The organism is Citrobacter freundii complex sp. CFNIH4, from assembly GCF_002934505.1.
GTDB lineage: Bacteria > Pseudomonadota > Gammaproteobacteria > Enterobacterales > Enterobacteriaceae > Citrobacter > Citrobacter freundii.
In genome coordinates, this window is sequence record NZ_CP026234.1 from 219,020 (window position 1) to 241,987 (window position 22,968).

At 58.1% G+C, this 22,968-nt stretch carries 22 protein-coding genes and 2 pseudogenes; 9 read left to right on the forward strand and 15 right to left on the reverse strand.

Annotated features, from left to right (window positions below; all coding sequences use genetic code 11):
* Position 1 precedes the first annotated feature (1 nt).
* The 3 genes from arsA to arsC are packed head-to-tail and all read left to right on the forward strand — an operon-like array spanning position 2 to position 3,529.
* Positions 2-1,753, forward strand: coding sequence for an arsenite efflux transporter ATPase subunit ArsA (arsA, locus tag C2U41_RS28890; RefSeq protein WP_001556710.1), 1,752 nt, complete (start codon positions 2-4; stop codon positions 1,751-1,753).
* A 48-nt stretch (positions 1,754-1,801) separates the two neighbouring features.
* Entirely contained in the window at positions 1,802-3,091 is a 1,290-nt protein-coding gene (arsB, locus tag C2U41_RS28895) for an arsenite efflux transporter membrane subunit ArsB (protein ID WP_104427113.1), read from the forward strand.
* Positions 3,092-3,103: 12 nt separating this feature from the next.
* Entirely contained in the window at positions 3,104-3,529 is a 426-nt protein-coding gene (gene arsC, locus C2U41_RS28900; protein ID WP_000065758.1) for a glutaredoxin-dependent arsenate reductase, read from the forward strand.
* 30 nt (positions 3,530-3,559) lie between these two features.
* Here arsC and C2U41_RS28905 read toward each other — a convergent pair.
* Together C2U41_RS28905 and C2U41_RS28910 are read right to left on the reverse strand one after the other, a co-directional pair.
* Positions 3,560-3,853: pseudogene (locus C2U41_RS28905) on the reverse strand (ArsA-related P-loop ATPase); the annotation flags it as partial.
* Between the two features lie 119 nt (positions 3,854-3,972).
* The gene (locus tag C2U41_RS28910; RefSeq protein WP_001556711.1) at positions 3,973-4,545 is read right to left on the reverse strand and encodes a recombinase family protein; all 573 of its coding nucleotides are present in this window, start codon (positions 4,543-4,545) and stop codon (positions 3,973-3,975) included.
* Positions 4,546-4,708: 163 nt separating this feature from the next.
* On the opposite strand from C2U41_RS28910, the gene C2U41_RS28915 reads away from it, so the two are divergent.
* Positions 4,709-7,717, forward strand: a complete 3,009-nt coding sequence (locus C2U41_RS28915) for a Tn3 family transposase (protein ID WP_012817690.1) — start codon at positions 4,709-4,711, stop codon at positions 7,715-7,717.
* 63 nt (positions 7,718-7,780) lie between these two features.
* Here C2U41_RS28915 and C2U41_RS28920 read toward each other — a convergent pair whose 3' ends face one another.
* The 5 genes from C2U41_RS28920 to C2U41_RS28940 all read right to left on the reverse strand — a co-directional run bounded on the left by C2U41_RS28920 (position 7,781) and on the right by C2U41_RS28940 (position 11,588).
* The gene (locus C2U41_RS28920) at positions 7,781-8,749 is read right to left on the reverse strand and encodes a magnesium and cobalt transport protein CorA (RefSeq protein ID WP_045269763.1); all 969 of its coding nucleotides are present in this window, start codon (positions 8,747-8,749) and stop codon (positions 7,781-7,783) included.
* Positions 8,746-9,450, reverse strand: a complete 705-nt coding sequence (locus C2U41_RS28925) for a glutathione S-transferase N-terminal domain-containing protein (protein WP_004099038.1) — start codon at positions 9,448-9,450, stop codon at positions 8,746-8,748. The genes C2U41_RS28920 and C2U41_RS28925 overlap by 4 nt, the downstream gene beginning before the upstream one ends.
* Before the next feature lie 132 nt (positions 9,451-9,582).
* Positions 9,583-10,122 carry a peptide-methionine (S)-S-oxide reductase MsrA gene (gene msrA / locus C2U41_RS28930; RefSeq protein ID WP_004099036.1) on the reverse strand — a complete coding sequence of 180 codons (540 nt, stop codon included), beginning with the start codon at positions 10,120-10,122 and terminating at the stop codon, positions 9,583-9,585.
* 1 nt (position 10,123) lies between these two features.
* A complete protein-coding gene (msrB, locus tag C2U41_RS28935) occupies positions 10,124-10,567 on the reverse strand; it encodes a peptide-methionine (R)-S-oxide reductase MsrB (RefSeq protein WP_004099035.1) in 444 nt (147 codons plus the stop codon).
* 145 nt (positions 10,568-10,712) lie between these two features.
* Entirely contained in the window at positions 10,713-11,588 is an 876-nt protein-coding gene (locus C2U41_RS28940) for a LysR family transcriptional regulator (RefSeq protein ID WP_011191349.1), read from the reverse strand.
* A gap of 228 nt (positions 11,589-11,816) precedes the next feature.
* Here C2U41_RS28940 and C2U41_RS28945 point away from each other — a divergent pair, with 228 nt between their 5' ends.
* From C2U41_RS28945 to C2U41_RS28955, 3 genes are all read left to right on the forward strand, one after another.
* A complete protein-coding gene (locus C2U41_RS28945) occupies positions 11,817-13,049 on the forward strand; it encodes a bifunctional alpha/beta hydrolase/OsmC family protein (RefSeq protein WP_045269764.1) in 1,233 nt (410 codons plus the stop codon).
* 107 nt (positions 13,050-13,156) lie between these two features.
* A complete protein-coding gene (gene msrA, locus C2U41_RS28950; RefSeq protein ID WP_045269765.1) occupies positions 13,157-13,645 on the forward strand; it encodes a peptide-methionine (S)-S-oxide reductase MsrA in 489 nt (162 codons plus the stop codon).
* Positions 13,645-14,670, forward strand: coding sequence for a zinc-binding alcohol dehydrogenase family protein (locus C2U41_RS28955; RefSeq protein WP_004357654.1), 1,026 nt, complete (start codon positions 13,645-13,647; stop codon positions 14,668-14,670). The genes msrA (C2U41_RS28950) and C2U41_RS28955 overlap by 1 nt, the downstream gene beginning before the upstream one ends.
* Positions 14,671-15,066: 396 nt before the next feature.
* Here C2U41_RS28955 and C2U41_RS28960 read toward each other — a convergent pair whose 3' ends face one another.
* Together C2U41_RS28960 and C2U41_RS28970 are read right to left on the reverse strand one after the other, a co-directional pair.
* Positions 15,067-15,561: a MarR family winged helix-turn-helix transcriptional regulator gene (locus tag C2U41_RS28960; RefSeq protein WP_004099028.1), complete on the reverse strand. Its 495-nt coding sequence runs from the start codon at positions 15,559-15,561 to the stop codon at positions 15,067-15,069.
* A gap of 557 nt (positions 15,562-16,118) precedes the next feature.
* Positions 16,119-16,607 carry a YkgB family protein gene (locus C2U41_RS28970; RefSeq protein ID WP_004099027.1) on the reverse strand — a complete coding sequence of 163 codons (489 nt, stop codon included), beginning with the start codon at positions 16,605-16,607 and terminating at the stop codon, positions 16,119-16,121.
* Between the two features lie 297 nt (positions 16,608-16,904).
* Here C2U41_RS28970 and C2U41_RS28975 point away from each other — a divergent pair, with 297 nt between their 5' ends.
* Positions 16,905-17,264 carry a DUF6314 family protein gene (locus tag C2U41_RS28975; protein ID WP_166479491.1) on the forward strand — a complete coding sequence of 120 codons (360 nt, stop codon included), beginning with the start codon at positions 16,905-16,907 and terminating at the stop codon, positions 17,262-17,264.
* 38 nt (positions 17,265-17,302) lie between these two features.
* Here the strand turns inward: C2U41_RS28975 and C2U41_RS28980 are convergent, their stop codons facing one another.
* Together C2U41_RS28980 and C2U41_RS28985 are read right to left on the reverse strand one after the other, a co-directional pair.
* Positions 17,303-18,262 (reverse strand): YeeE/YedE thiosulfate transporter family protein, encoded by a 960-nt coding sequence (locus C2U41_RS28980; RefSeq protein ID WP_004099025.1) that lies wholly within the window; start codon positions 18,260-18,262, stop codon positions 17,303-17,305.
* A gap of 26 nt (positions 18,263-18,288) precedes the next feature.
* Positions 18,289-18,711, reverse strand: a complete 423-nt coding sequence (locus C2U41_RS28985) for a MarR family winged helix-turn-helix transcriptional regulator (protein WP_223296479.1) — start codon at positions 18,709-18,711, stop codon at positions 18,289-18,291.
* A 367-nt stretch (positions 18,712-19,078) separates the two neighbouring features.
* Between C2U41_RS28985 and C2U41_RS28990 the strand changes: the two genes are divergently transcribed.
* Positions 19,079-19,975 carry a LysR family transcriptional regulator gene (locus C2U41_RS28990; RefSeq protein ID WP_011191354.1) on the forward strand — a complete coding sequence of 299 codons (897 nt, stop codon included), beginning with the start codon at positions 19,079-19,081 and terminating at the stop codon, positions 19,973-19,975.
* Here C2U41_RS28990 and C2U41_RS28995 read toward each other — a convergent pair.
* The 4 genes and pseudogenes from C2U41_RS28995 to trbF all read right to left on the reverse strand — a co-directional run.
* The gene (locus C2U41_RS28995; RefSeq protein WP_026227538.1) at positions 19,972-20,208 is read right to left on the reverse strand and encodes a DUF2274 domain-containing protein; all 237 of its coding nucleotides are present in this window, start codon (positions 20,206-20,208) and stop codon (positions 19,972-19,974) included. The genes C2U41_RS28990 and C2U41_RS28995 overlap by 4 nt on opposite strands.
* Positions 20,209-20,210: 2 nt before the next feature.
* Positions 20,211-21,431, reverse strand: a complete 1,221-nt coding sequence (locus C2U41_RS29000; RefSeq protein WP_011191355.1) for a TrbI/VirB10 family protein — start codon at positions 21,429-21,431, stop codon at positions 20,211-20,213.
* Complete coding sequence (gene trbG / locus C2U41_RS29005; protein WP_011191356.1) at positions 21,428-22,477, reverse strand: P-type conjugative transfer protein TrbG; 1,050 nt, start codon at positions 22,475-22,477, stop codon at positions 21,428-21,430. Before trbG ends, C2U41_RS29000 begins: the two co-directional genes overlap by 4 nt.
* Positions 22,474-22,794 (reverse strand): annotated as a pseudogene (trbF, locus tag C2U41_RS29010) (conjugal transfer protein TrbF); the annotation flags it as partial. The pseudogene trbF and the gene trbG, both read right to left, overlap by 4 nt.
* Positions 22,795-22,968 lie beyond the last annotated feature (174 nt).

Consider the following 22,968-nt stretch of genomic DNA (forward strand, 5'->3'; position numbering starts at 1 on the left):
TATGAAATTCTTAGAGAATATCCCGTCTTACCTGTTTTTCACCGGTAAGGGAGGTGTAGGCAAAACTTCGATTTCCTGCGCAACGGCTATACGTCTGGCTGAACTGGGAAAGCGTGTTCTGCTTGTCAGTACCGACCCGGCTTCCAATGTCGGTCAGGTATTCGATCAGACTATCGGTAACACTATCCAGCCCGTGACTGCTGTGTCTGGTCTTTCGGCTCTGGAGATTGACCCGCAGGACGCCGCCCAGCAATACCGCGCCAGAATCGTTGACCCTATTAAAGGTCTTTTGCCTGATGACGTTGTTAACAGCATCAGTGAACAGCTTTCAGGAGCTTGTACGACAGAGATCGCTGCATTCGACGAGTTTACTGGCTTACTGACTGACGCTTCTCTGCTGACCCGCTTTGATCACATCATTTTTGATACTGCCCCAACTGGCCACACTATTCGCCTTCTTCAGCTTCCCGGAGCCTGGAGCAGCTTCATCGAAAGTAACCCGGATGGTGCTTCCTGTCTTGGTCCAATGGCTGGGCTGGAAAAACAACGCGAGCAATATGCTCATGCGGTTGAGGCATTATCCGATCCTGAACGAACTCGCCTTGTGCTGGTCGCGCGATTGCAAAAATCAACACTGCAGGAAGTCGCTCGTACTCATGACGAATTATCAGCTATTGGCCTTAAAAATCAGTATTTAGTCATTAACGGTGTCCTGCCTGCGAGCGAAGCAGAACGTGATGCACTGGCCGCTGCAATATGGCAACGGGAGCAAGAGGCGCTGGCAAATCTTCCTGCCGGGTTATCTGATTTGCCGACAGACAACTTATACCTGCAGCCGCTGAACATGGTTGGTGTATCCGCATTGAAAGGCCTGCTCAACGAACACGCTGAGATAACATCGCTTCCTGAACAAAGCCCACAGAACAAGCCAGAGAATATGTCGTTGTCTGTCCTGGTTGATGATATCGCCCGCAGTGAACACGGTTTGATTATGCTGATGGGCAAAGGTGGTGTGGGCAAAACCACAATGGCTGCGGCTATCGCCGTCAGTCTGGCGGATAAGGGTTTTGATGTGCATCTCACCACCTCAGATCCTGCTGCACATCTCAGTACAACGCTCAATGGCAGCCTCAAAAATCTGCAGGTCAGCCGAATCAACCCTCACGATGAAACTGAACGCTATCGTCAGCATGTTCTTGAGACGAAAGGCAGGGATCTGGATGAGGCTGGGAAACGGCTGCTCGAAGAGGATTTACGTTCTCCTTGCACAGAAGAGATTGCGGTGTTCCAGGCGTTTTCACGCGTAATTCGTGAAGCTGGCAAACGGTTTGTGGTCATGGATACGGCACCTACCGGGCATACGCTATTACTGCTTGATGCTACCGGGGCTTATCACCGTGAGATTGCCAGGAAGATGGGGGATAAAGGTCATTTTACCACTCCGATGATGCAGCTTCAGGACCAGGAACGTACCAAAGTTTTGCTGGTCACTCTGCCTGAAACCACACCTGTACTGGAAGCGGCAAACCTGCAGTCCGATCTTGAACGTGCGGGGATTCATCCCTGGGGCTGGATTATCAATAACAGCCTTTCGATTGCACAGACGCAATCGCCGCTGCTTTGCCAGCGCGCCCTACAAGAGCGTCCTCAAATCGAGGTTGTGAAAAACCAGCATGCAAGCCGCATAGCGTTAGTACCGGTAATGGCTGCAGAGCCCACTGGCATCGAGAAACTCAGAGAGCTGGTTGTTTAATTTTTTTTGTATATACAGGGCGGCAAAGCCGTCCTGTCTGGAGGATTTATGTTACTGGCAGGCGCTATTTTTGTCCTGACCATCGTTTTGGTTATCTGGCAACCGAAGGGATTAGGGATCGGCTGGAGTGCGACGCTGGGCGCGGTACTGGCGCTGATCTCTGGCGTAGTCCATTTTGGTGATATCCCTGTAGTGTGGAATATTGTCTGGAATGCGACGGCGACCTTTATTGCCGTGATTATTATCAGCCTTCTGCTCGCTGAATCGGGCTTTTTCGAATGGGCGGCGCTGCACGTTTCACGTTGGGGTAACGGTCGCGGGCGTTTGCTGTTTACCTATATCGTTTTGCTCGGCGCAGCGGTGGCGGCACTGTTTGCCAACGATGGTGCGGCATTGATTCTGACGCCAATTGTTATCGCCATGCTGCTTGCATTAGGTTTCAGCAAAGGCACTACGCTGGCATTTGTCATGGCCGCCGGGTTTATTGCCGATACGGCCAGTCTGCCGCTTATCGTGTCCAACCTGGTTAACATCGTTTCTGCAGACTTCTTTGGGCTGGGTTTCACTGAGTATGCGTCGGTAATGGTGCCGGTGGATATCGCAGCCATTATCGCCACGCTGGTGATGCTGCATCTGTTCTTCCGCAAAGATATTCCGCCAACTTACGACCTGGCTCTCCTGAAAGCACCGGCAAAAGCGATTAAAGATCTGGCAACCTTCAGAACCGGCTGGATAGTGTTGATCCTTCTTCTGGTTGGCTTTTTCGTCCTTGAGCCGTTGGGTATCCCGGTCAGTGCGATTGCTGCTGTAGGGGCTGTCATTCTGTTTGCGGTGGCGAAGCGAGGCCATGCCATTAACACTGGCAAAGTGCTTCGCGGTGCGCCATGGCAGATCGTCATATTCTCTCTGGGAATGTATCTGGTGGTCTATGGTCTGCGTAATGCCGGACTAACAGAATACCTCTCCGGTGTGTTGAACGTGCTGGCAGATAAAGGACTTTGGGCCGCGACGTTTGGTACTGGCTTCCTGACGGCTTTCCTCTCTTCCATCATGAACAATATGCCTACCGTGCTGGTTGGTGCTCTCTCTATTGATGGCAGCACTGCAACAGGCGTTATCAAAGAGGCGATGATTTTTGCCAACGTGATTGGCTGCGATCTTGGACCGAAAATTACACCTATTGGTAGCCTGGCAACGTTGCTCTGGCTGCATGTCCTTTCACAGAAGAACATGACCATCACATGGGGATACTATTTCCGCACCGGGATCGTCATGACTCTGCCTGTGCTGTTTGTAACGCTGGCCGCGCTGGCGCTACGTCTCTCTTTCACTTTGTAATGAGATACTGATATGAGCAACATCACCATTTATCACAACCCAGCCTGCGGCACGTCGCGTAATACGCTGGAGATGATCCGCAACAGCGGTATCGAGCCGACCGTTATTCTTTACCTTGAGACTCCACCTTCACGCGATGAGCTGCTCAAACTCATTGCGGATATGGGCATTTCCGTCCGGGCTTTGCTGCGTAAGAACGTCGAGCCGTATGAGGAACTGGGTCTTGCAGAAGATAAATTTACTGACGACCAGCTCATCGACTTTATGCTACAGCATCCGATTCTGATCAACCGTCCGATCGTAGTGACGCCACTGGGAACTAAACTTTGCCGTCCTTCAGAGGTTGTTCTCGATATCCTTCCAGATGCCCAGAAAGCGGCTTTCACCAAGGAAGACGGTGAAAAAGTCGTTGATGATTCAGGTAAAAGACTGAAATAAAGACGAAGGGGGCATTTGCCCCCTTCATTATTACTTCGCCATTTCTTCCAGCAGGTCAATACCAACCGGCTCTTCGCTCTGTAGCGCTGTTAATGCAATACGCTTTGCATACTGCTCTTCCACATCAGAGATGAGAGGCAGCTCGCGGTTCGCCCTGATCTTCAGGAAAGGCGAAGACGGTTGAGCAGCTGCCAGGCTGTTATTAACGACCCATGCCCACGGCTCGATGCCAGCTCGGCGTAGATCCTGCTGCAGGTTAGCGGCTTCCAGTACAGGTGTCGTTTCGGCAAGCGTCACGATAATCACCTTCGTCTTCTCCGGGTCTGCTGCTTTTTCGCTATCACCTGTCTTCGATGTCAGAAAGCGAGAGAATTCGGCTTCATGCTGTCGCCAGAACACACTCATGCAATTGTTGAATGCCTTTACATCACTCATGTTCGTCCTCAAATTTTGCTCAGATTAACCCGGCTCTCATCTTCCAGAATTTTATAAACAGTGGAACGGGCAATACTGAGCCGGCGGGCAATATCTGTTGCACCAGTTCCCTGCTGATGAAGTGCCAGTACACTATTTCTGTCGATGATGCGCTTTCGGCCAAACCGGATACCTTTCAGCCTGGCCTCCTGCCGTCCTTCGTTCGTACGCTCCAGAATCCTCCTGCGTTCGGCCTGGGCTACAGCTGAAAGAATGGTCACAACCATTTTCCCCATTTCACCGTCGGTGCTGATCCCGTCGTCTATGAATCGGACCGCGACTCCCTGAGCGTCGAATTCTTTTATCAGTTGGATCATATCGGCAGTGTCGCGGCCAAGCCGGTCGAGTTTCTTCACCAGGATGACGTCACCTTCCTCCACCTTCATTCGCAGCAGATCCAGTCCTTTCCTGTCGGTAGAACTGCCGGATGCTTTGTCGGTAAATATGCGACTGGCTTTCACCCCCGCCTCTTTAAGCCCCTTGATCTGAATATCGAGGGACTGCTGGCTTGTTGATACCCGTGCGTAACCAAAAAGTCGCATAAAAATGTATCCTAAATCAAATATCGGACAGTGGGTGTCTGTTATAACAAAAAATCGATTTAATAGACACCTAGACAACACCATTTTAGTGTGTCCGAGAATTTATAATATTTCGGACGGTTGCGAAATTGTTAATTCATGACCATCAGGCAGGGAGGCCGGTATGCCCGTCGATTTTCTGACCACTGAGCAGGAACTGAATTATGGTCGCTATGTTGCAGAACCCAATGACGTGCAGCTGGCGCGCTATTTTCATCTTGATGAGCGGGATCTTGCCTTCATTAACCAGCGGCGGGGAAGGCATAACCGGCTGGGAATTGCGCTTCAGCTCACCACCGCCCGTTTTCTGGGCACCTTTCTGACAGACTTAACCCGGGTTCTGCCAGGTGTTCAGCAATTTGTCGCGGTGCAGCTTAATATTCGCCGTCCAGAAGTCCTTACCCGCTACGCAGAACGGGTTACCACCCTCAGAGAGCATACTGCGCTGATTAAGGAATATTACGGTTACCATGAATTTGGCGATTTCCCCTGGTCTTTCCGCCTGAAGCGCCTGCTGTACACCCGCGCATGGCTCAGTAATGAGCGACCCGGCCTTATGTTTGATTTTGCCACCGCGTGGCTGCTTCAGAATAAGGTCCTGCTGCCCGGAGCAACCACACTTGTACGTCTCGTCAGTGAAATACGCGAACGGGCAAATCAGCGGCTGTGGAAGAAACTGGCCGCGTTGCCGGACAGCTGGCAGACCGCCCGCGTGACGGAGCTTCTGGACATTCCTGAGGGGCAGCGTACTTCACCGCTGGAGCAACTGAAAAAGGGACCGGTCACCGTCAGCGGCCCGGCATTTACCGAAGCGCTGGAGCGGTATATCCGGCTGCGAAACCTGGAATTTTCCCGACTGAATTTTACCGGTCTGCCTGCTATACAACTGCGTAATTTGGCCCGTTACGCAGGCATGGCGTCGGTAAAATATATCGCGCGAATGCCACAGCAGAGAAAACTGGCCGTACTCACAGCATTCGTTAAAGCGCAGGAGACTGCGGCGCTGGATGAGGCCGTTGATGTGCTCGATATGCTGATACTGGATATCACTCGTGCGGCGAAGAAAACGGGGCAGAAAAAACGGCTCAGGACGCTTAAAGATCTTGATCGTGCTGCGCTAATATTGGCGCGGGCATGTTCATTGTTGCTGGATGAACAGGCTGACGATGCTGAACTGAGGGAGACCATATTCAACAGCATACCGAAAAGCAGGCTGGCAGAATCCGTCTGCAAGGTAAATGAGCTGGCCCGGCCTCAGAACAACAATTTCCATGACGAAATGGTGGAGCAGTACGGGCGGGTAAAGCGCTTTCTTCCGGCGGTATTGCGCGACCTGCATTTCCAGGCAGCGCCAGCCGGAGAACATACGTTGTCCGCCATTCATTATCTGACCGAACTGAACTGCTCGAAAAAGCGCATCCTGGACAATGCGCCTGAACATATTATTACCGGCCCCTGGAAACGCCTGGTATACGATGCGGAGGGCCGGATACAGCGTGCCGGTTACTCGCTTTGTCTGCTGGAGCGCCTTCAGGATGCACTACGTCGAAGGGACATCTGGCTCGAAAACAGCGATCGCTGGGGAAATCCCCGCGAGAAGCTGTTGCAGGGGGAAGAATGGCAGGCTCAGCGGGTCCCCGTTTGCCGGGCGCTGGGACATCCCACTGATGGACATAAAGGCGTGCAACAGTTGGCGGTCCAGCTAGATGAAACCTGGAAAACCGTCGCATCCCGCTTTGAAGGAAATGCGGAGGTTCATATTTGCCATGACGGTAAACATCCTTCCCTGACTATCAGCAGCCTGGAGAAACTGGAGGAGCCAACATCGTTGCATCGTCTCAACAGTCGGGTAAGGCTGCTACTCCCGCCAGTAGATTTGACGGAACTGTTGCTTGAAATAGATGCCAGAACGGGATTTACACGTGAGTTTACGCATGTCAGTGAATCCGGGGCCCGGGCACAGGATCTGCACATCAGCCTGTGCGCGGTCCTGATGGCAGAGGCCTGCAATATCGGGCTGGAACCGCTGATAAAGCACAATATACCGGCGCTGACGCGCCACCGGCTTAGCTGGGTAAAACAGAATTACCTCCGGGCAGAAACGCTGGTCAGCGCCAATGCCCGCCTGGTTGATTTTCAGTCCACACTGGAGCTTGCTGGCCGCTGGGGTGGTGGCGAAGTGGCTTCAGCTGATGGCATGCGCTTTGTCACGCCGGTGAAAACCGTCAATTCAGGACCTAACAGAAAATATTTTGGTTCCGGACGTGGCATCACCTGGTACAACTTCGTCTCTGATCAGTACTCTGGATTCCACGGCATCGTTGTCCCCGGCACATTACGAGATTCCATTTTTGTGCTGGAAGGCCTTCTGGAGCAGCAGACAGGGCTGAATCCGGTTGAGATCATGACAGACACAGCCGGTACCAGCGACATTATTTTTGGCCTCTTCTGGCTGCTGGGATACCAGTTTTCCCCCCGGCTTGCCGATGCCGGTGAAGCGGTATTCTGGCGAGTGGATAAATCGGCAAATTACGGTGCACTGGACGAACTGGCACGTGGTTGTGCCGATCTGTCGAAAGCCGAGGATCAGTGGGATGAGATGATGCGAACCGCCGGTTCGCTGAAACTGGGCACCATTCATGCTTCAGAACTCATTCGCTCTTTGCTGAAAAGCTCGCGCCCATCAGGGCTGGCACAGGCGATCATGGAAGTGGGGCGCGTCAACAAGACGCTGTACCTTCTTAATTATATTGATGATGAGGATTATCGTCGGCGGATCCTGACGCAGCTAAACCGGGGGGAAGGCCGCCATGCTGTGGCGAGGGCGATCTGCTACGGGCAGCGCGGTGAGATCAGAAAGCGCTATCGTGAAGGTCAGGAAGATCAGCTGGGGGCACTGGGCCTGGTCACTAACGCAGTGGTACTGTGGAACACACTTTATATGCAGGAAGCCCTGAGCTGGATACGCAGTAATGGAGAAGAAATCGGGGTTGAAGATATCGCCCGGTTGTCCCCACTGATGCACGGGCATATCAATATGCTGGGGCATTATACGTTTACGCTACCGGAGGATATTTTGAAGGGGGAACTGAGAGAACTAAATTTCAATTTAAACAATGAATTAACTTCTTAGCGTACGTTTTCGTTCCATTGGCTCTCAAACCCCGCGGACGGAGAAGCTCGCGAAGTGCGTTACTCATAGCCACTTGGCCTTCTTGAAGCGCATGAACAGGAGAAGGCAGAACACCGCTATCACTCCGAGCACGACGAAGTAGCCATATGGCGTGTCCAGTTCCGGCATGTGCTTGAAGTTCATGCCATATATTCCGGCGATCGCCGTCGGGACCGTCAAGATCGCCGCCCAGGCCGCGAGCTGGCGAGTGACCACACCGATCCTTTGCGCTTCCAGAAGGCTGCTGGCCTCGAAGACCGTGGACAGGACAAGCAGGAGGCCGTCGACCATGGACTGCACGCGGTGGACATGGTCCGCGACGTCGTGGAAATATGGTGTCATTTCGGCGCTGATGCAGGGAAAGTGGCCGCGAACGAGCTTTCGCACCAGCTCGGCCATAGCCCCGAGCGTGCGCTGGAACCGCGTGAGTTCGGACCTTAGTTCGAAGATTCGCGCCACCTCTTCTGGCCCGAGGAAATCGTGCAGCGACCGTCGCTCCATCGCCAGGACGTCGTCCTCGATCATTTCGAAGATGGGCAGATACTGGTCGACCACTCGGTGCAAGATCGCGTGCAGCACATAGTCGACACCCTTGCCGAACTGCGTCGGCGATGCCTCGAGTTGCTCCCGAAGTTTGCCCAGCGCTCCGGCATTGCCGTGCCGCACGGTGATAAGGTGATTGTGACCGGTGAAGATCGCCATCTTGCCGTAGCTGATCCGGTCGCCGACCAGCTCGGCGGTCTGGGCGACGACGTACAACTCATTGTTGTAGACCTCGAGCTTGGGCGGGCACAGCGGGTGCATGGCGTTGTCGATCGCCAAAGGATGGAGGTTATACGTCGTCTGGATCGCGCTGAGTTCGTCTGCGGTGGGCTCGCTAAGCGCGATCCAGCAGAAGCCCGAGCGATTCTCGTTTAGTTCGACGTGCTCATCGAGCCTGATTTCACGGACTCGCTTACCTTCGTTGTAATAATATGCGGCGATAATGGTCATGCAGGCCTCGCAGGAATTCGCAGGCCACGCTGTACAGCCGGTCGCGCCAGCCCGCGTTCGAGCCATGCCTGCACGTTCGAATAGCTGCTTAGGCCGAGGATGTCGCCCGCTGCGTAGAATTCGACCAGCGCATTCACCCAGCCAAACGTCGCAATGTCCGCGATCGAGTAATCATCGACAATCCATTCGCGGCCCTCCAGCCGGTGATCCAGGACCCCGAGAAGACGCCTGGATTCATCAACAAAGCGCTGCCGAGGTCGCTTGTCCTCATAGTCCTTGCCGGCAAATCGCAGGAAAAAGCCTAGCTGTCCGAAGGTCGGCCCAACGCCCGACACCTGAAAGAACACCCAGGCCAGAGTCTCGTACCGCTGGGCGGGTGTTGTTGAGATGAGCTGCCCCGTCTTGTCGGCCAGATAGATGAGGATCGCACCGGTTTCCCATATGCCAATGGGCTGGCCGTCAGGGCCAGCCGGATCGATGATCGCGGGTATGCGGCCGTTGGGATTCAACGACACGAACGCTGGATCCTTCGACTCGTTGTTCGAGATGTCGACGAAGTGGGGCTCATACGGCAGGCCAGTCTCCTCCAGCATCATCGAGACCTTGACGCCGTTGGGCGTGGGGGCCGCGTATAGTTGCAAGCGATCCGGATAAGATGCTGGCCAGCGCTGCGTGATGGGAAAGGAGGAGAGGTCTGTCATATCTGGATCCTGGCACTGCGACGGCGGCTGAATGGAATGATCTGCTTCAAGGCCGGGTTCGACGACCGCGTCGATTGACGCGGTCGTCGGAGGTTGCGAACCGGATCGGCGCGGCACTAACGGCAGCGAAGCCTATTCCGCTGCAGCCCCGGCCGCAGGGCTCACATCGCCGGCCTCATGCCGCTTTGGAAGAACCCAGTCGGGACGGACGAAGTGGCAGGTGTAGCCGCCCGGCCGCTTCTCCAGATAATCCTGGTGATCGGGCTCGGCCTCCCAGAACTCGCCGACCGGCTGGACCTCGGTCACCACTTTGCCATCCCACAGCCCCGAGGCATCCACATCGGCGATCGTATCCTCGGCGACGCGCTTCTGCTCCTCGTCGACATAATAGATGCCCGACCGGTAGGAGAGCCCACGATCATTGCCCTGGCGGTTCAGCGTCGTCGGATCGTGGATCTGGAAGAAGAATTCCAGGATGTGCCGGTAGCTCGTCACTGTCGGGTCGAAGACAATCTCGATCCCCTCGGCATGCGTGCCGTGATTACGATACGTGGCGTTCGGAATATCGCCGCCCGTGTAACCCACACGGGTCGAGATGATGCCGGGCCGCTTGCGGATCAGATCCTGCATGCCCCAGAAACATCCTCCTGCGAGAACAGCGCGCTGATGCATGTTAAGCCTCCTCTACTTGATCGAGATATTCACCGTATCCCTCGGACTCCATCTCGTCGCGCGGGATGAAGCGAAGGGACGCAGAGTTGATGCAGTAGCGCAGACCGCCGCGGTCGGAAGGACCGTCCGGGAAAACGTGGCCCAGATGGCTGTCGGCGTGTACCGACCTGACCTCCGTCCGGACCATGCCGTGTGCACTGTCCCGCACCTCGTTCACGTTTGCCGGAACGATCGGCTTGGTGAAGCTGGGCCAGCCAGTACCCGAATCGAACTTGTCCGTTGAAGCGAACAGCGGCTCTCCCGACACTATGTCGACGTAGATGCCAGGCTCCTTGTTGTCGTTGTGCTCACCCGTGAAGGGCCTTTCGGTCCCCGAATCCTGGGTAATCCGGCGTTGCTCGGGGGTCAGGCGGTCAACTGCTGCCTGTGACTTCTCAAACTTCATGATAGTCTCCAATAATTAATCTAGAGAGCTCGACACACTGTCATTTATCTTTGCAGTCATTGCGCCGACTATAGCATGCGCCCCAGATTTATCCAATACGCTGCGCGTATAGTTTCCATAGCGCCGAAGCTCTTCACGTCGTGATTCAGTTCCACTCATACCGGGCTGCCAGCTGCGCGATGTTCCGTATCTCGACCGTTGCCGTGGAGCCGGATACTGTCGCGATCACGACTTCGCGCTCCAAGACAAATCCGTCGATCGGCCGAGTGACGAGGCCTTGCACGGTCGGCGATCGTTCCGGAAGAATGCATATGGCGTGGCCGTCAGCGACGACCCGTTGCACCCAGTCCTCGCGATCTGATCGAAAGCGAGGTCGCATGAGCAAGTCCCGTCGCGCGAAGTGATCGAGGATCCGATCGCGAAACTCGCATTTCAGGCGATCGACGAAAGGAAACTCGAGCAGGTCTTCGCCGCGCACGATCTCGTTGGCAGCCAAGGGATGGTTTGCAGAACAGCCGAGCACGAAGCGCTCCCGAAATAGAGGATGCACATCCAGCTTGCGTTCCGGTCTTGTTTCACGCGGCATGATGCACGCGTGGTATTTTCCTGAAAGCACCTCCGATGTGTCCTCGTTCGACTGGAGCGAGTGCAGCTTGATTTCGATGGATGGCATCTCCGCCAATGCGCTCTCGAAGAATGCCGTAAATTCCTTTGGTCCGACGGTGGGCGCGACGGCGACATCCAGCACGCGGTGCCCCCCCATCGCCCAGTGCTCCGAGTGATTGCGAACGCTCTTCATCGCGACCACCATGCGCCGGAATTCTGCCTCGACGTCATGGCCAAGGCCAGTCAGGCGGCTGTTCTTCCCGTCGCGATAGATCAGCGGCCCGCCAAGCTCATCTTCCAAGCGGCGGATCGCGCGGGTCAGACTTGGCTGTGACACACCGCTCAAGCGAGCGGCCGCTGTGAAATTCAGCGTCTCGGCCAAGTTGATGAAATAGCTGACTTGATTGAGTTCCATAGTCCTTTGGCCCACGCGCCTGACTGATACCTCTTCCGTGAGACCGCCTTTGGAACGCAGGTCGCAGAAGTATGCTTGGCGCATATAATCATGATATAGGGGCTTGTCTATATGCGCCAGACATATAAATGATAGCCTGAGATGACGATTACCGGTTGGCGGTGCGCTCCGCTCAGCTCCGTCGAAGGTTCTGAGAGCGCAACCGCCAAGCCGCGTGCTGGAGGTTTGATGGACATGGCAGGAAGATCATTTACGTTTGTCAGTGGGGCTGGCTCTCCGCTGTCCGGGCACCTCGAACCGCCGGAAGGGACGCCGCGGGGCTGGGCGATCTTCGCCCACTGCTTCACGTGCGGGAAAGACAGTCGCGCCGCTGTTCACATCTCGCGCGCGCTGTCGCGTGCGGGCATCGGGGTCTTGAGGTTCGATTTCGCCGGGACCGGGATCGGCGGTGGGACGGGAGAACCTGTGAACTTCGCGTCGGACGTCGAGGACCTTCGGGCCGCCGCAAATGCGATGGCGGCGGCGGGCATGTCACCGTCCCTCCTCGTCGGGCACAGCCTGGGTGGCACCGCTGCGATCGTAGCCGCCGCCGACATGCCTGATATTGCGGCGGTAGCGACGATTGGTGCGCCGGCCGACCTTCAGCATATCTTGCGCCTCTTCGGACCGAATGATCTGGACACCATCGCGAGCGAGGGCGAGGCCTCGGTGGAGATTGCCGGTAGGCCCTTCCTCATTCGCCGAGGGTTCCTTGAGGCGGTTGAGGGGATCGACGTCGAGAAGGCCATTGCCTCCCTGCGACGGCCGGTGCTGGTCATGCACTCTCCGCTGGATCAGGTGGTCGGCATCGACCACGCGTCGCGCATCTTCGTCGCGTCCAGGCACCCTAAAAGCTTCATCTCGCTCGACAACGCGGATCACCTTCTCACCGACGTCGCGGACGCGAACTACGCCGCGGCCATGGTGGCGGTTTGGGCGAGCCGCTTTCTCCCACCACTCAGCGCGGATCTTCCGCAGATCGAGGTTGCGGAGGGCGTCGTCGCCACCGAAACTCTTGCAGGGACGTTCCAGCTCAAGGTCCGCAGCGGCGAGCACACTCTGTTCGCCGACGAGCCAGCATCGGTCGGTGGCCTCGGGACCGGACTATCTCCCTACGAACTCGTATCTGCCGGCCTCGCAGCCTGCACGGTGATGACGATGCGTCTCTATGCGAACCGCAAGGGCTTTCCGCTCGAACGGGCGAGCACGACCGTGCAGCACGAGAAGGTGCCGGACATGATGCCACCCGACCGGTTCACCCGCACCATTGTCCTCGATGGGCCGCTGAGTGATGATCAGCGCGCTCGGATCCTCGCGATCGCTGATCGGTGTCCCGTCGATCTGAGTCTCATCCGGGGTTCGGACGTGCAGACCGAGCTCTTGAGCGCCAGTCAGGCTGCGGATCCCGCGAGGCTGGCTTGACCGTGGCGCACACGGAGGAGGGCGAACGGACTGTGAGCCAATCGCCTACCGGCAATAGGGCGGCCGCGACAGAGCGAGCAATTCTCGCAGGCGGCTGCTTCTGGGGCATGGAGGATTTGCTGCGCCGAGCCAGGGGAGTCATTTCGACGCGTGTCGGTTACACAGGCGGAGAAATGCCTGATCCGACCTACGCGAGACATTACGGCCATGCGGAAGCAGTGGAAGTGACCTTCGACCCTTCCGTTCTCGCCTATCGCTCGCTCTTGGAACTCTTCTTCCAGATACATGACCCCACGACCTACGAGCAACAAGGCAGCGATGTCGGTCCGAGCTATCGATCGGCGATTTTCTACACCACCGAAGTGCAGAAGGAAGTCGCCCTCACAACCATCGCGGAAATCGAGGCATCAGGAAGCTGGCCTGGCCCGGTCGTGTCGGAGATCAACCCAGAAGAACCCTTTTGGGAGGCGGAGCCAGAGCACCAAGAATACCTGGTGCGCTATCCTGGGGGCTATAGCTGCCACTTCGTGCGCCCGACCTGGCGGTTGGACCGCTCAGACGAACGCCCAGCTGTAATACTTGACAGAAAGAGTTGATGATGACCGAAACCGTGACTAATCAGGCCGCCTGGCAGAAAGCGCCGGGGCAGCCACTGAGGATCGGTGTCACCGCTCTGCCGCATCTGGCGGCGAACGAGATATTGATCCGCAACGCGGCCATCGCGATCAACCCACTCGACTGGATTCTGCAGGACGTCGCGCTTTTGCCATGGCTCGACTATCCCGCGATTCTCGGCAGCGACGTCTCCGGTGAGGTCGCGGCGGTCGGTGGCGCGGTCGAGCGGTTCAAGGTCGGCGATCGAGTCATCGGACAGGCGGTCGGGACAACCGTAAATCAACCTGCGCAGGGTGCGTTCCAGCACCACACGATCGTGCTGGACCACATGGCGGCGCCGATCCCCAACAACATTGCCTTCGCTGATGCGGCAGTCCTCCCGCTTGGCCTTGGCACCGCCGCAAGCGGGCTCTACGGACGGACACAGTTGGCTCTCGCGCCACCGTTACACTCGCCGACCGCGCGTCCAGAGGTCGTTCTGGTCTGGGGTGGATCGTCGAGCGTTGGCTGCAACGCCATCCAGCTCGCGGTGGCGTCGGGCTACAGGTGCGTCGCCACCGCTTCGGCGCGCAACGTCGGCCTGTTGAAGGAGCTGGGTGCAAGCGAGGTTCTTGACCACTCGAGTCCAGCCATCGTGGAAGACGTGATTGAGGCAATGCGCGGGCGCAGTCTCGCTGGAACGCTTCACGCGACCGGTCACATGAAAGACTGTTTTGCCGTAGTTGCGAGATGCGAGGGCTCGCGCCGGGTGGCAGCGACGCTGGCCCCGCCCGACGAGCGTTCATTTGGAGTCGAGGCGACGCACATCTCCGGGACGAGCCTCAAGGATGACGAGGTTGGTCCAATGATCTACCGCGAATTCCTGCCGCAGGCTCTCGCGGCGCGCACGTTCGTCCCCGCCCCTCCGGCGAAGATCGTGGGCCAGGGCCTTGAAATGCTCCAGGCTGCCTTGGAAGCCCTGAAGGCGGGTGTATCCGCAGCGAAAATCGTCGTTACCCTGCCTTGAGTGACCAGCCAGGCGGTTTTTCGCGTTCGCAGTCTGAGGTGGCCCGCACTTTGCCGATTGGGAAGCTCTACCGGGAAAACGCGTGTGGGACGCGCGCTGCGCTCCTGCCGGAGCATGCGTTCCCGAAACCTGTTCCCGACTGCTTTTCCCCGAAACTACCTATCGGACATAGAGAAATGGGAATGCAGCGAGTGGTTTGAACGGCCGCTTCCGAAACCGCGTTCCGATCAATTGAGCGGCTAAAAGTGGGGCGATCACCGACATATTAGAATGAGACCGCCATGCCCGATCGGCCGGCTTGACGCGTAGCCAAAAGAATGCGGCTGATGGTAGGCTCGCTGACATTATGAAGCCCCGCCATCTGAGCAGCGTTGAGCTGCCGCAATTGCGAGTCTCCTACGCGTCGTCGTTCTTCTCGCGGTCCACACCTCGCTCATGCAATTCGGCATCGACGGGGCAGTTCGTGCAGCCCTCGTAGCAGCACAAGCGGCAGATGCGGTATGACTGCTCGAGGTTTTCCAAGCGATTTCGGAGAACGCGTTCAGCGATGTCCGATAAGGTTTTCAGTTCGTCTGGATTAAGGATCGATAGCCCTTCGGCAATCACTTGATCGCGCGAGGCCAGGACCTCGTCGCTCGCGACCTTGCCAGTTGGAGTAAGATAGAGGGATCGCGCGCGCCCGTCTGTCGAATGCTCCCTACGCTCGATCAATCCCTCGCTTACCAATCTATCCACCAGGCGAACAGTTCCAGCATGTGAAAGGCCCACCCCGATCGCAAGCATACGGATCGAGAGCCCGGGCTTGTGCGCGAGCAACGCCAGCGCTGAGGCGGCGGGTCCAGCTTCCGGCGCCCGCGATGAACTAGCGCGAACGATGTCGTCGCTGATCATGAGTGCGAACGCCCCGAAAATGTTTCGATCTCGAGGTCCATCCATTGCCACATCTATATGTGCGCGGAGCATAGACAGCAAGCCATACCGTGGTCCTCTTCCTCCGCGCGGCTTGTGGAAAATGTCCTGTTTTAGAAGGGTTTCGGAGGATTTCGACTGATCGAGCGCGCCGAAAAAAACGGGTCCGGCTCGTTAAGGCCGCGGAACCGTTGATACCTGGCGGCTATAGGGCAAGCCTTTTCGCTCGGAATCGCCGTAGGTCGCGCCCGAGAATCACTCCGCGTCAGCGCTGTCATCCAGGCCGCGCAGGTGCAGATCAGCGAGACCTAGCTTGCCCCCGGCGTCGCACTTCCATCGTGTCACCGCGCGCGATCACGATTGTATCAATCCCATTGAGGAACAGTCCGTGCTCCACGACGTCGGGGATTGCGGCGAAACGGGCGAAGACCGCGTCGCCATGCAGCTGAGCGCCTCCGGGCTCGATATCGCGACGGAGCATCCATGCCCCGCGGAGGTTCTGCAGGATTTGCACGCCCGCCGTCACGAGAGGACCACAGTCACGAGAGCACAAGCGCCCCTCTGTGGCGGACCGAAGCACGCAGCAGCACGAGGGACGCCGCTAGCAGAACTGCGTCCTTCAGTAGAAACTGCCCTGGTGCAGCCGAAATCGCAGGAAAGCCGCCGGCAGTCTGCTCCGCGACACCTGGAGTGGTGATGAAAAAGGTCAGCGTGATCAGATAGGTCGCTGCTGACATTAGTGCGCCTAGCGCAGAGAAGAGTGGACGAAATGCACCAAGGATCAGAACGAGACCGGTCGATAACTCGATAACGCCGATGAAATAGCTTTGCCCCTGCGTCCCGAACATGCCGAGCCAATTCATGATCGGGCTGTGTTCGATAAACGGGGCGATACCATAGGCCTCGTACGCTGTGAACTTCATCGCGCCGAACCACAGAAATACGATCACGAGAGCCCATCTAAGCAGGCCAAGATCCCTCCGACCGTGCTCGGGGACAAGAAATTCATAACGGTCGAAAATGCTCATCTAAAATTCCTCAACAGTGGTCCCGTGGGAACGTCACGAACGTCGTCTACGTGCTTCGGGCAGGCGTTGCAGTATATGCGCGACGCATATACCATATACTAATAAGCGAGATATGTCGAGCGGCTGGCTCGCGCTTCGCTGCCTCACGAAGCCATCCTCATCGGCGATGCCTTTACCCAGCAAACGCGCGACCTTTGCGGGATTTTGACTTGATGGGGCTGGCGCTCCGGGTGGGCCTATAGCCCGTTGGCAAACGTCCAGCCTGTACGGATGGACGCGGCCCTGGACGAGATAACCATGCCCACCGAAATCGTAGCAGCGATCGGCGAAGGCGCGCTCGCTTATCGAGAGAGCGGCATTCTCTCACTGGCAGATGGCAGAGTATTCTCCGCGTGCCGGCAGTATCGCTATCGCTTGAGCGAGGACAGTGTTGTCGTCGAGTTCGCAGACGGACCTCATATCGGGACGCAGTTCCTCAGCTTGAGTTTCTCGCGGACGGATACCGGGTTGGAAGCGAGTGGCGTCTATGCCTGCGGAGACGACACCTACCATGCAACCTACAGGATTCTGGGGCCGGCGGCCTTTGAAGTGGTCATCATGGTCCAAGGGCCTGCAAAGGCATACGAGCTAGTCAGCCGATATTCCCGGTCGGGATAAATGCTCATGTCAGGAGGGCAAGTCCTCTGTTGCCCTTATCATGGCCGTGAAAGGCAGCGCCGGAATAACTTACCACGCGCTGCAAATCCGAAGACGATTGTCGTCGTCATCAGAAGGTAGGCGACTATCCCACCAGGTGAAAGAGTCGGAACCGCTGCGAGGATCAACCCATCATTCCCGCCGGGTATGAGCGCGATGCCGATACCCATCAATGTGCCGCCGACGACAGATCGCAGAATGCCATTGGCTGTCGGCAGTTGGAGACGCAGATTGCCTTGGCGAAAGGAGGCGGTTAGGGCGCCTGCGATCGAAGAGATCACCGCAGTGAGCGCGACCTCGCCGGCCGGGGACATTCTGAGAGGAAGGGCGCGTTGAATCACGTCTGCGAAGGTCCAGGCCGGCGAGAGTGCATATAGAAGTCCGCCAGTGATACCGAGTCCAATCATCGAAGCGCCGAACGACCAACCCGGCTTTGTTCGCAGAACGCTCTTCGTGGAAACGAAAACGAGTGCCAGCACGAGCACAACTAGGAAGGCTAGGAGAGTAACGAGGCCTGTTGCGCTCGGTTTGGAGATTAAGCTTGGCCATGTTGAATCGTAGCCGAACCTGCCATGGTCGGCAGCCAAGATACCAATCGTTAATCCCAAGGGTAGAGCTAGAAGTCGCATCTCCCCATCCCCAAGCCGCGCCAGCGATCCGAGCAGGCATGTGTCATTAATGAGTGCGCCGAGGCCGAAGGCGATGGCGCCGATGAGCAGGAGGAAATTGATGCTGGTCGAGGGTGCGAGTGTTGCGCCCAGTGTTCCCGTCCAGACTATCGGGACCGCAACCAGGCCTGCCGCTGCCGACGCTGCGAGAAATCCGACGAACATTTTCGGCGGCTGTCTTCTGTGTAACTCATGAGCGGCCACCACTAAACAGGTTCCGCCTTGGTTCGCCGCATATCCGAACCCGAAGGCAAGTACGCATAGAAGAAGTTCGAGCGCAAACGATCCCATTATTTCAAGCCTGCCTGATCATATCGTCAGCCTTCTGATGCGACGTTCCAGCGTGGCGAGCGCCCCGGCTTAGCTTTACCACGGGAAGGCGCGATCCTGCTGTAGCCGCACAGATGGCAAAGGCTGACCGAGCCATCTTTGTCGAAGCCGTTTGCCACAAGGAGCCGCTCCGACAGCATGCCTAGAATGTCGAGGTCATTGGGCGACAGGGGCGAAATACATTCGGAGATCACCTGCTCCCGTGCCTTGAGCAAGGCGTCCGTTATCTTCTTCCCCGAATTGGTGAGGTGAATGAAGCGCGCCCGCCTGTCGGTGATTTGTCTTCGTCGTTCCACCAACTGTTCGCGCTCGAGCCTATCGATCAATCGCACCGTCCCGGCATGAGAAAGCCCGATCGAGGTAGCCAAAACGCTGATCGGCAGTCCGGGCTCCATGCTGAGTAACACCATCACGGCGGTCCCCGGGCCGCTTGGTGAAAACGAGGCCGAGACACTGGCGATGCTGTCTGCAACGGCCAACGCGAGTGCACCTAAATGGTACTTGGCGACCTCAGGCTCCATACCGCAAGAATATATGCTTCGCGCATAGACTTCAAGCGTGTGAAAATGTATGACCGCCGCATGCATCTATGACAGATTCGGACATGGTCATGCTCATTGAGGGGCTCAGCTCGGATTCCACATCTGAGATCAACGGACGTGCTCGTTCCCCAGGCGCTAGCGGGGGTGGGCTCGATGAAAGTGGACGTGCATGGGTGCCGCTCACCGGGCGCAGGCGGTTCGCCGATGAGACCGCCGGTATGATCGGACGGGTCTCATGCCCGACCTGACTCTTGATCTCCGATACCTGAAGTACGCCGTTCAGGTCGCCGAGGCCGGCAGCTTCCGCCGAGCGGCGGAGCGCCTATCGATATCGCAATCCACCGTCAGCCGACGTGTGCAGCTGTTTGAGCGCCAACTTGGCTTTTCTCTCTTCAAGCGTACGCGAGCGGGGGCAGGGCTGACTCCAGAAGGTGAGCGCTTCCTTCAACAAGCGGTGGTGGGAGCGCGCTACCTTCGTAACGCCGCAACGGAGATCCGCTCCGCGCGGAAACTCAAGACCGGGCTCGTGAGGTTTGGAATGCTTGAAGCGTTCCCGGCGTGCCCGATCATCAACATTCTCTCGGCATTCAGAAATAGACATCCGACGATCGAGGTAAAGCTTGAGGAAGGCACTTCAGAAGAAAACACTTTGGGGGTGAAGCGCGGATTACTGGACGCAGCAATCAGCCTGAGTGCGAGCAAGAGCCCTCAGTTCCAAGTTCGACGTCTCTGCGAACCAGATCTGTTCGTGGCATTGTCCCCGCTTCACGAGTTGGCAGCACGGCCACAGCTGTCGTGGGAGGACGTTTGTGACGAAGTCTTCCTCGTTCGCTCGGATGGCGCTGGGCGTGAGCTCGCTGGCATACTCCGGCGCATGGTGGGCGCCGGAGACGGAGCGGTTCAACTCTCGATCCAACAAGTCAGCCGAGAAACCCTGCTGACGATGGTCGAACAGGGCTTCGGCTTGACCATCACCAGCGTGATCTACCGGCCGGATATCGCGTTGATCCCGCTCCCATCGGCGCGGGCGCCGACGGCCGCTATAATTTCTTCCAGTGACAACGACAACCCGACTCTGCCGCTGCTGCTGAAGTGTTTCGACACCCCCTCTAGAGCGGGGACCACGGATTAATCGGCGCTCCCCGGCGTCAACGTTCGCCTGGCTTTGGCGAAGCCACGGTCTGTCGCGATGAACCGTTGTAACATCGGGACGATTAACCGAGCTGGGTCAACAGCGGACTGACCTTGCTCTCGGCCCAATAGGTGGGCGTAGTCAACAAGGTCCTGGTGGAGAGCTGCAGGTAGCTCGACCTGTACCTTAAGCGGCTTGTCGTCCGCGATGGGGCCTAGCTTAAGCTTCGACATCATCACCCTCCATATGGCTCCAGTACCAAGTCTCGCGTCACGAGAACGCGCACGGGAAATCCGGGCCGAATAGTGATCGTGGGCGCGACGTTGAGCTGACGCCTCACAATCTGCTGCCCTGCGTCGTTGATGGTGTCCTGCCCACCGTTCCGGATCGCCTGAACGAGCTGATCGTCGTTGTCGACCGCGAGTTCGGCGCCGACGCTCAGCAGTGTCGACAATCCCGCAGCCTTGGCCAGATCCCACCAATGGTAATCGACGCCATCCTGCAGCCCGGCGAACCCTTCAGCGTCAGCACCAGGCTGGCGCTCGAGAACGATCGAGCGCCCGTTCGGGAAGACGAGCCGAGTCCAGACGAGCAGGACTCGGCTCTGGCCGAACTGCACGTTGTTGTCGTACTGCCCGACCACACGAGTGCCTTGCGGCACAAGCAAGATACGGCCGGTTGGGCTGTCGTAGATGTTTTCGGTGACCTGCGCGGTGATCTGGCCGGGTAGATCGGATCGGATGCCGGTGATCAGCGCCGCGGATATCACTGCTCCCGCCTGAAGGACGTTCGGCGATACTGGCGCAGCGACGCGATCGGGCGCAACCGTCCTGCGATCGGCCGCGGCGTTCAGAAACGCGTTCTGCCGGTCCTGCGCCGAGGGCGTGGCGGGCGGCGGAGCGAGGCCAATGCTCGCCAAATCCGGCACCGGCGCGAGCGCTGGGGCAGCTCCCGCAGCAGCGGGTGTGCCCCGGCTTTCCGATCCGGAGAAGAGACGGCTGGTGCGCGCGGTCTCGATTTCCTGAAGGCGGCGCTGCTCTTCCGGGCTGATGCCGGGATTGGGCGTGGCCGTCCCGGGTGTGGGCACCGGCTGTCCGCGATCCTGGGTACTAAGGATCGGCCGGCCGAGGTCACCGGGAAGAGGGGGACCGAGCTGTGGCACGCCACTGTAATCTCGCGGCAGGCCGGCCAGTCCGTCAGCGGTCGAGCGGTTCTCGGTCGAATAGAGTTCGTCGTTCGGCCGACCGGCGTCGCGGGTCTGAAGCGCGTAGATCAGCGCACCTCCGAGCCCGACGCTGGCGACAAGACCGAGGCCGGCGAGAACCTTCCGCGACAACCGGGTGACGCGGGGCGGTTCGGCCCGCAGCCGCATCGGCGCAGGCCCGACCGGCTCGCCGGTCAGGGGCTGCGCATCGTCGTCCGGCACTTCCTCAATCCGGGGCGGGTTCTCGCTCACGAGGTCGGCCTCCCGTCTGTGCGGACGATCCTGACGCGCTTCTGCTCGCGGCCGGAGCCGAAGCGAAGTTCGGCAGCCGCGAACAGACGATCAACGATCATGTGGTGGCCGCGAACGCGATAGTTCACGAGCTCAGAGGTGTTGCCCTCGGGGCCGACGACGAAGAGTGGCGGCATCTCGCCCTGACCGATGCCGCGCGGAAACTCGATAAAGACCTGGCGTCCGTCGTCGAAGGCGCGCAGCGGCCGCCACGGCGCACGGTCGCCCTCGATCGCATAGCGGAAGTTGACGTTCGCGAGATCGACGCCGCTCGCCACCGGCTGGGCCGCCTGCGCCTCGGCGTTCTGACGGCGCAGCGCAATGAGCTGGTCTTGCGGATACTGCCATGAGACCGACGCCATATAGGTGCGCTCTGTCGAGCGCAGCTCCATGTGATAGGTGCGCATGTTGGTGTTGATGACGAGGTTTGTCATCAGGTCGGCGCGGGTGGGCTTTACTAGGATGTGGATCTGGCGCGTTGCCCCCGATCCGCTCTCGGTGTCGCCGATGATCCAGCGCACTGTGTCGCCGGCGGCCACCGGGCCTGCGCCGACAAGCTGCTCCCCGGGTTGGAGCGCGATGTCGGTGATCTGCCCGACGGCGGTATAGACTTGATAAAGCGCCCCTTGAGTCCACGGGTAGACCTGCATCGAGTTAATGAAGCCGTCGCGCACCGGCTGGACTCGTGCCGCCTCGTTTGCCTGGTTGACGCGAGCGGTCGGATTAGAAGGCTCCGGGGCACGCCGCGTCTCCTCCACACGCTGCAATTGGCCAGGCAGCGGCAGCGGCCGGGGCAGCTCGACCACGGTGACCGGCGCGGGTGGATCGACGGTCTGCACCGCCGGAGCCGCATTGTCGTAGGAAATCTCCGGCGGCGGATTGGTGGTCGCGCAGCCCGCGAGCGCGGTCGCCGCTAGCAGAACGACCGGGAATGCGGCTCTACGGAGAGCCGGGAGTACGTGTGTGTGTGAAGCCGGGTTTCCGGCTTTACGGAAATACGGCTTCATTGCCCAAGCTCCCGTGACCAGTTGATGGCGTTGACGTAGATGCCGAGCGGGTTCGCCCTGAGCCGGTCGGCGTTTCGGGGGATCTGCACGACGATCGTCAGGATCGCGGTCCAGCGCGTGGTCTCGGCGAGCTGGCCATTTTCGTATCGGCGCTCGACCCAGGCGACGCGGAAGCTGTCCGGGGACGCGCGGATGACGCTGGAGACGTCGACAGCGACCTGCTGCCGGCCGACCCGTGTAAAGGGGTCGTTGGAGCGGGCGTAGTCATTGAGCGCCATGGCGCCGCGGTCAGTCGTGAAGTCGTAGGCGCGCAGCCAGGGGTCGTCTCAGAAAACGGAATCTATGGTCACTCCCGTTTTTGCAACACCGATTTTGACGACAAGTTGGCTTGCTTGAATCTATCCGGCGTCTGAATGGGATTTTATTCCCGCGCCTTGATGAGTTCCGCGCCTGATGAACCTCCAGAAAATATACGGCTTCAATGAGCCTTT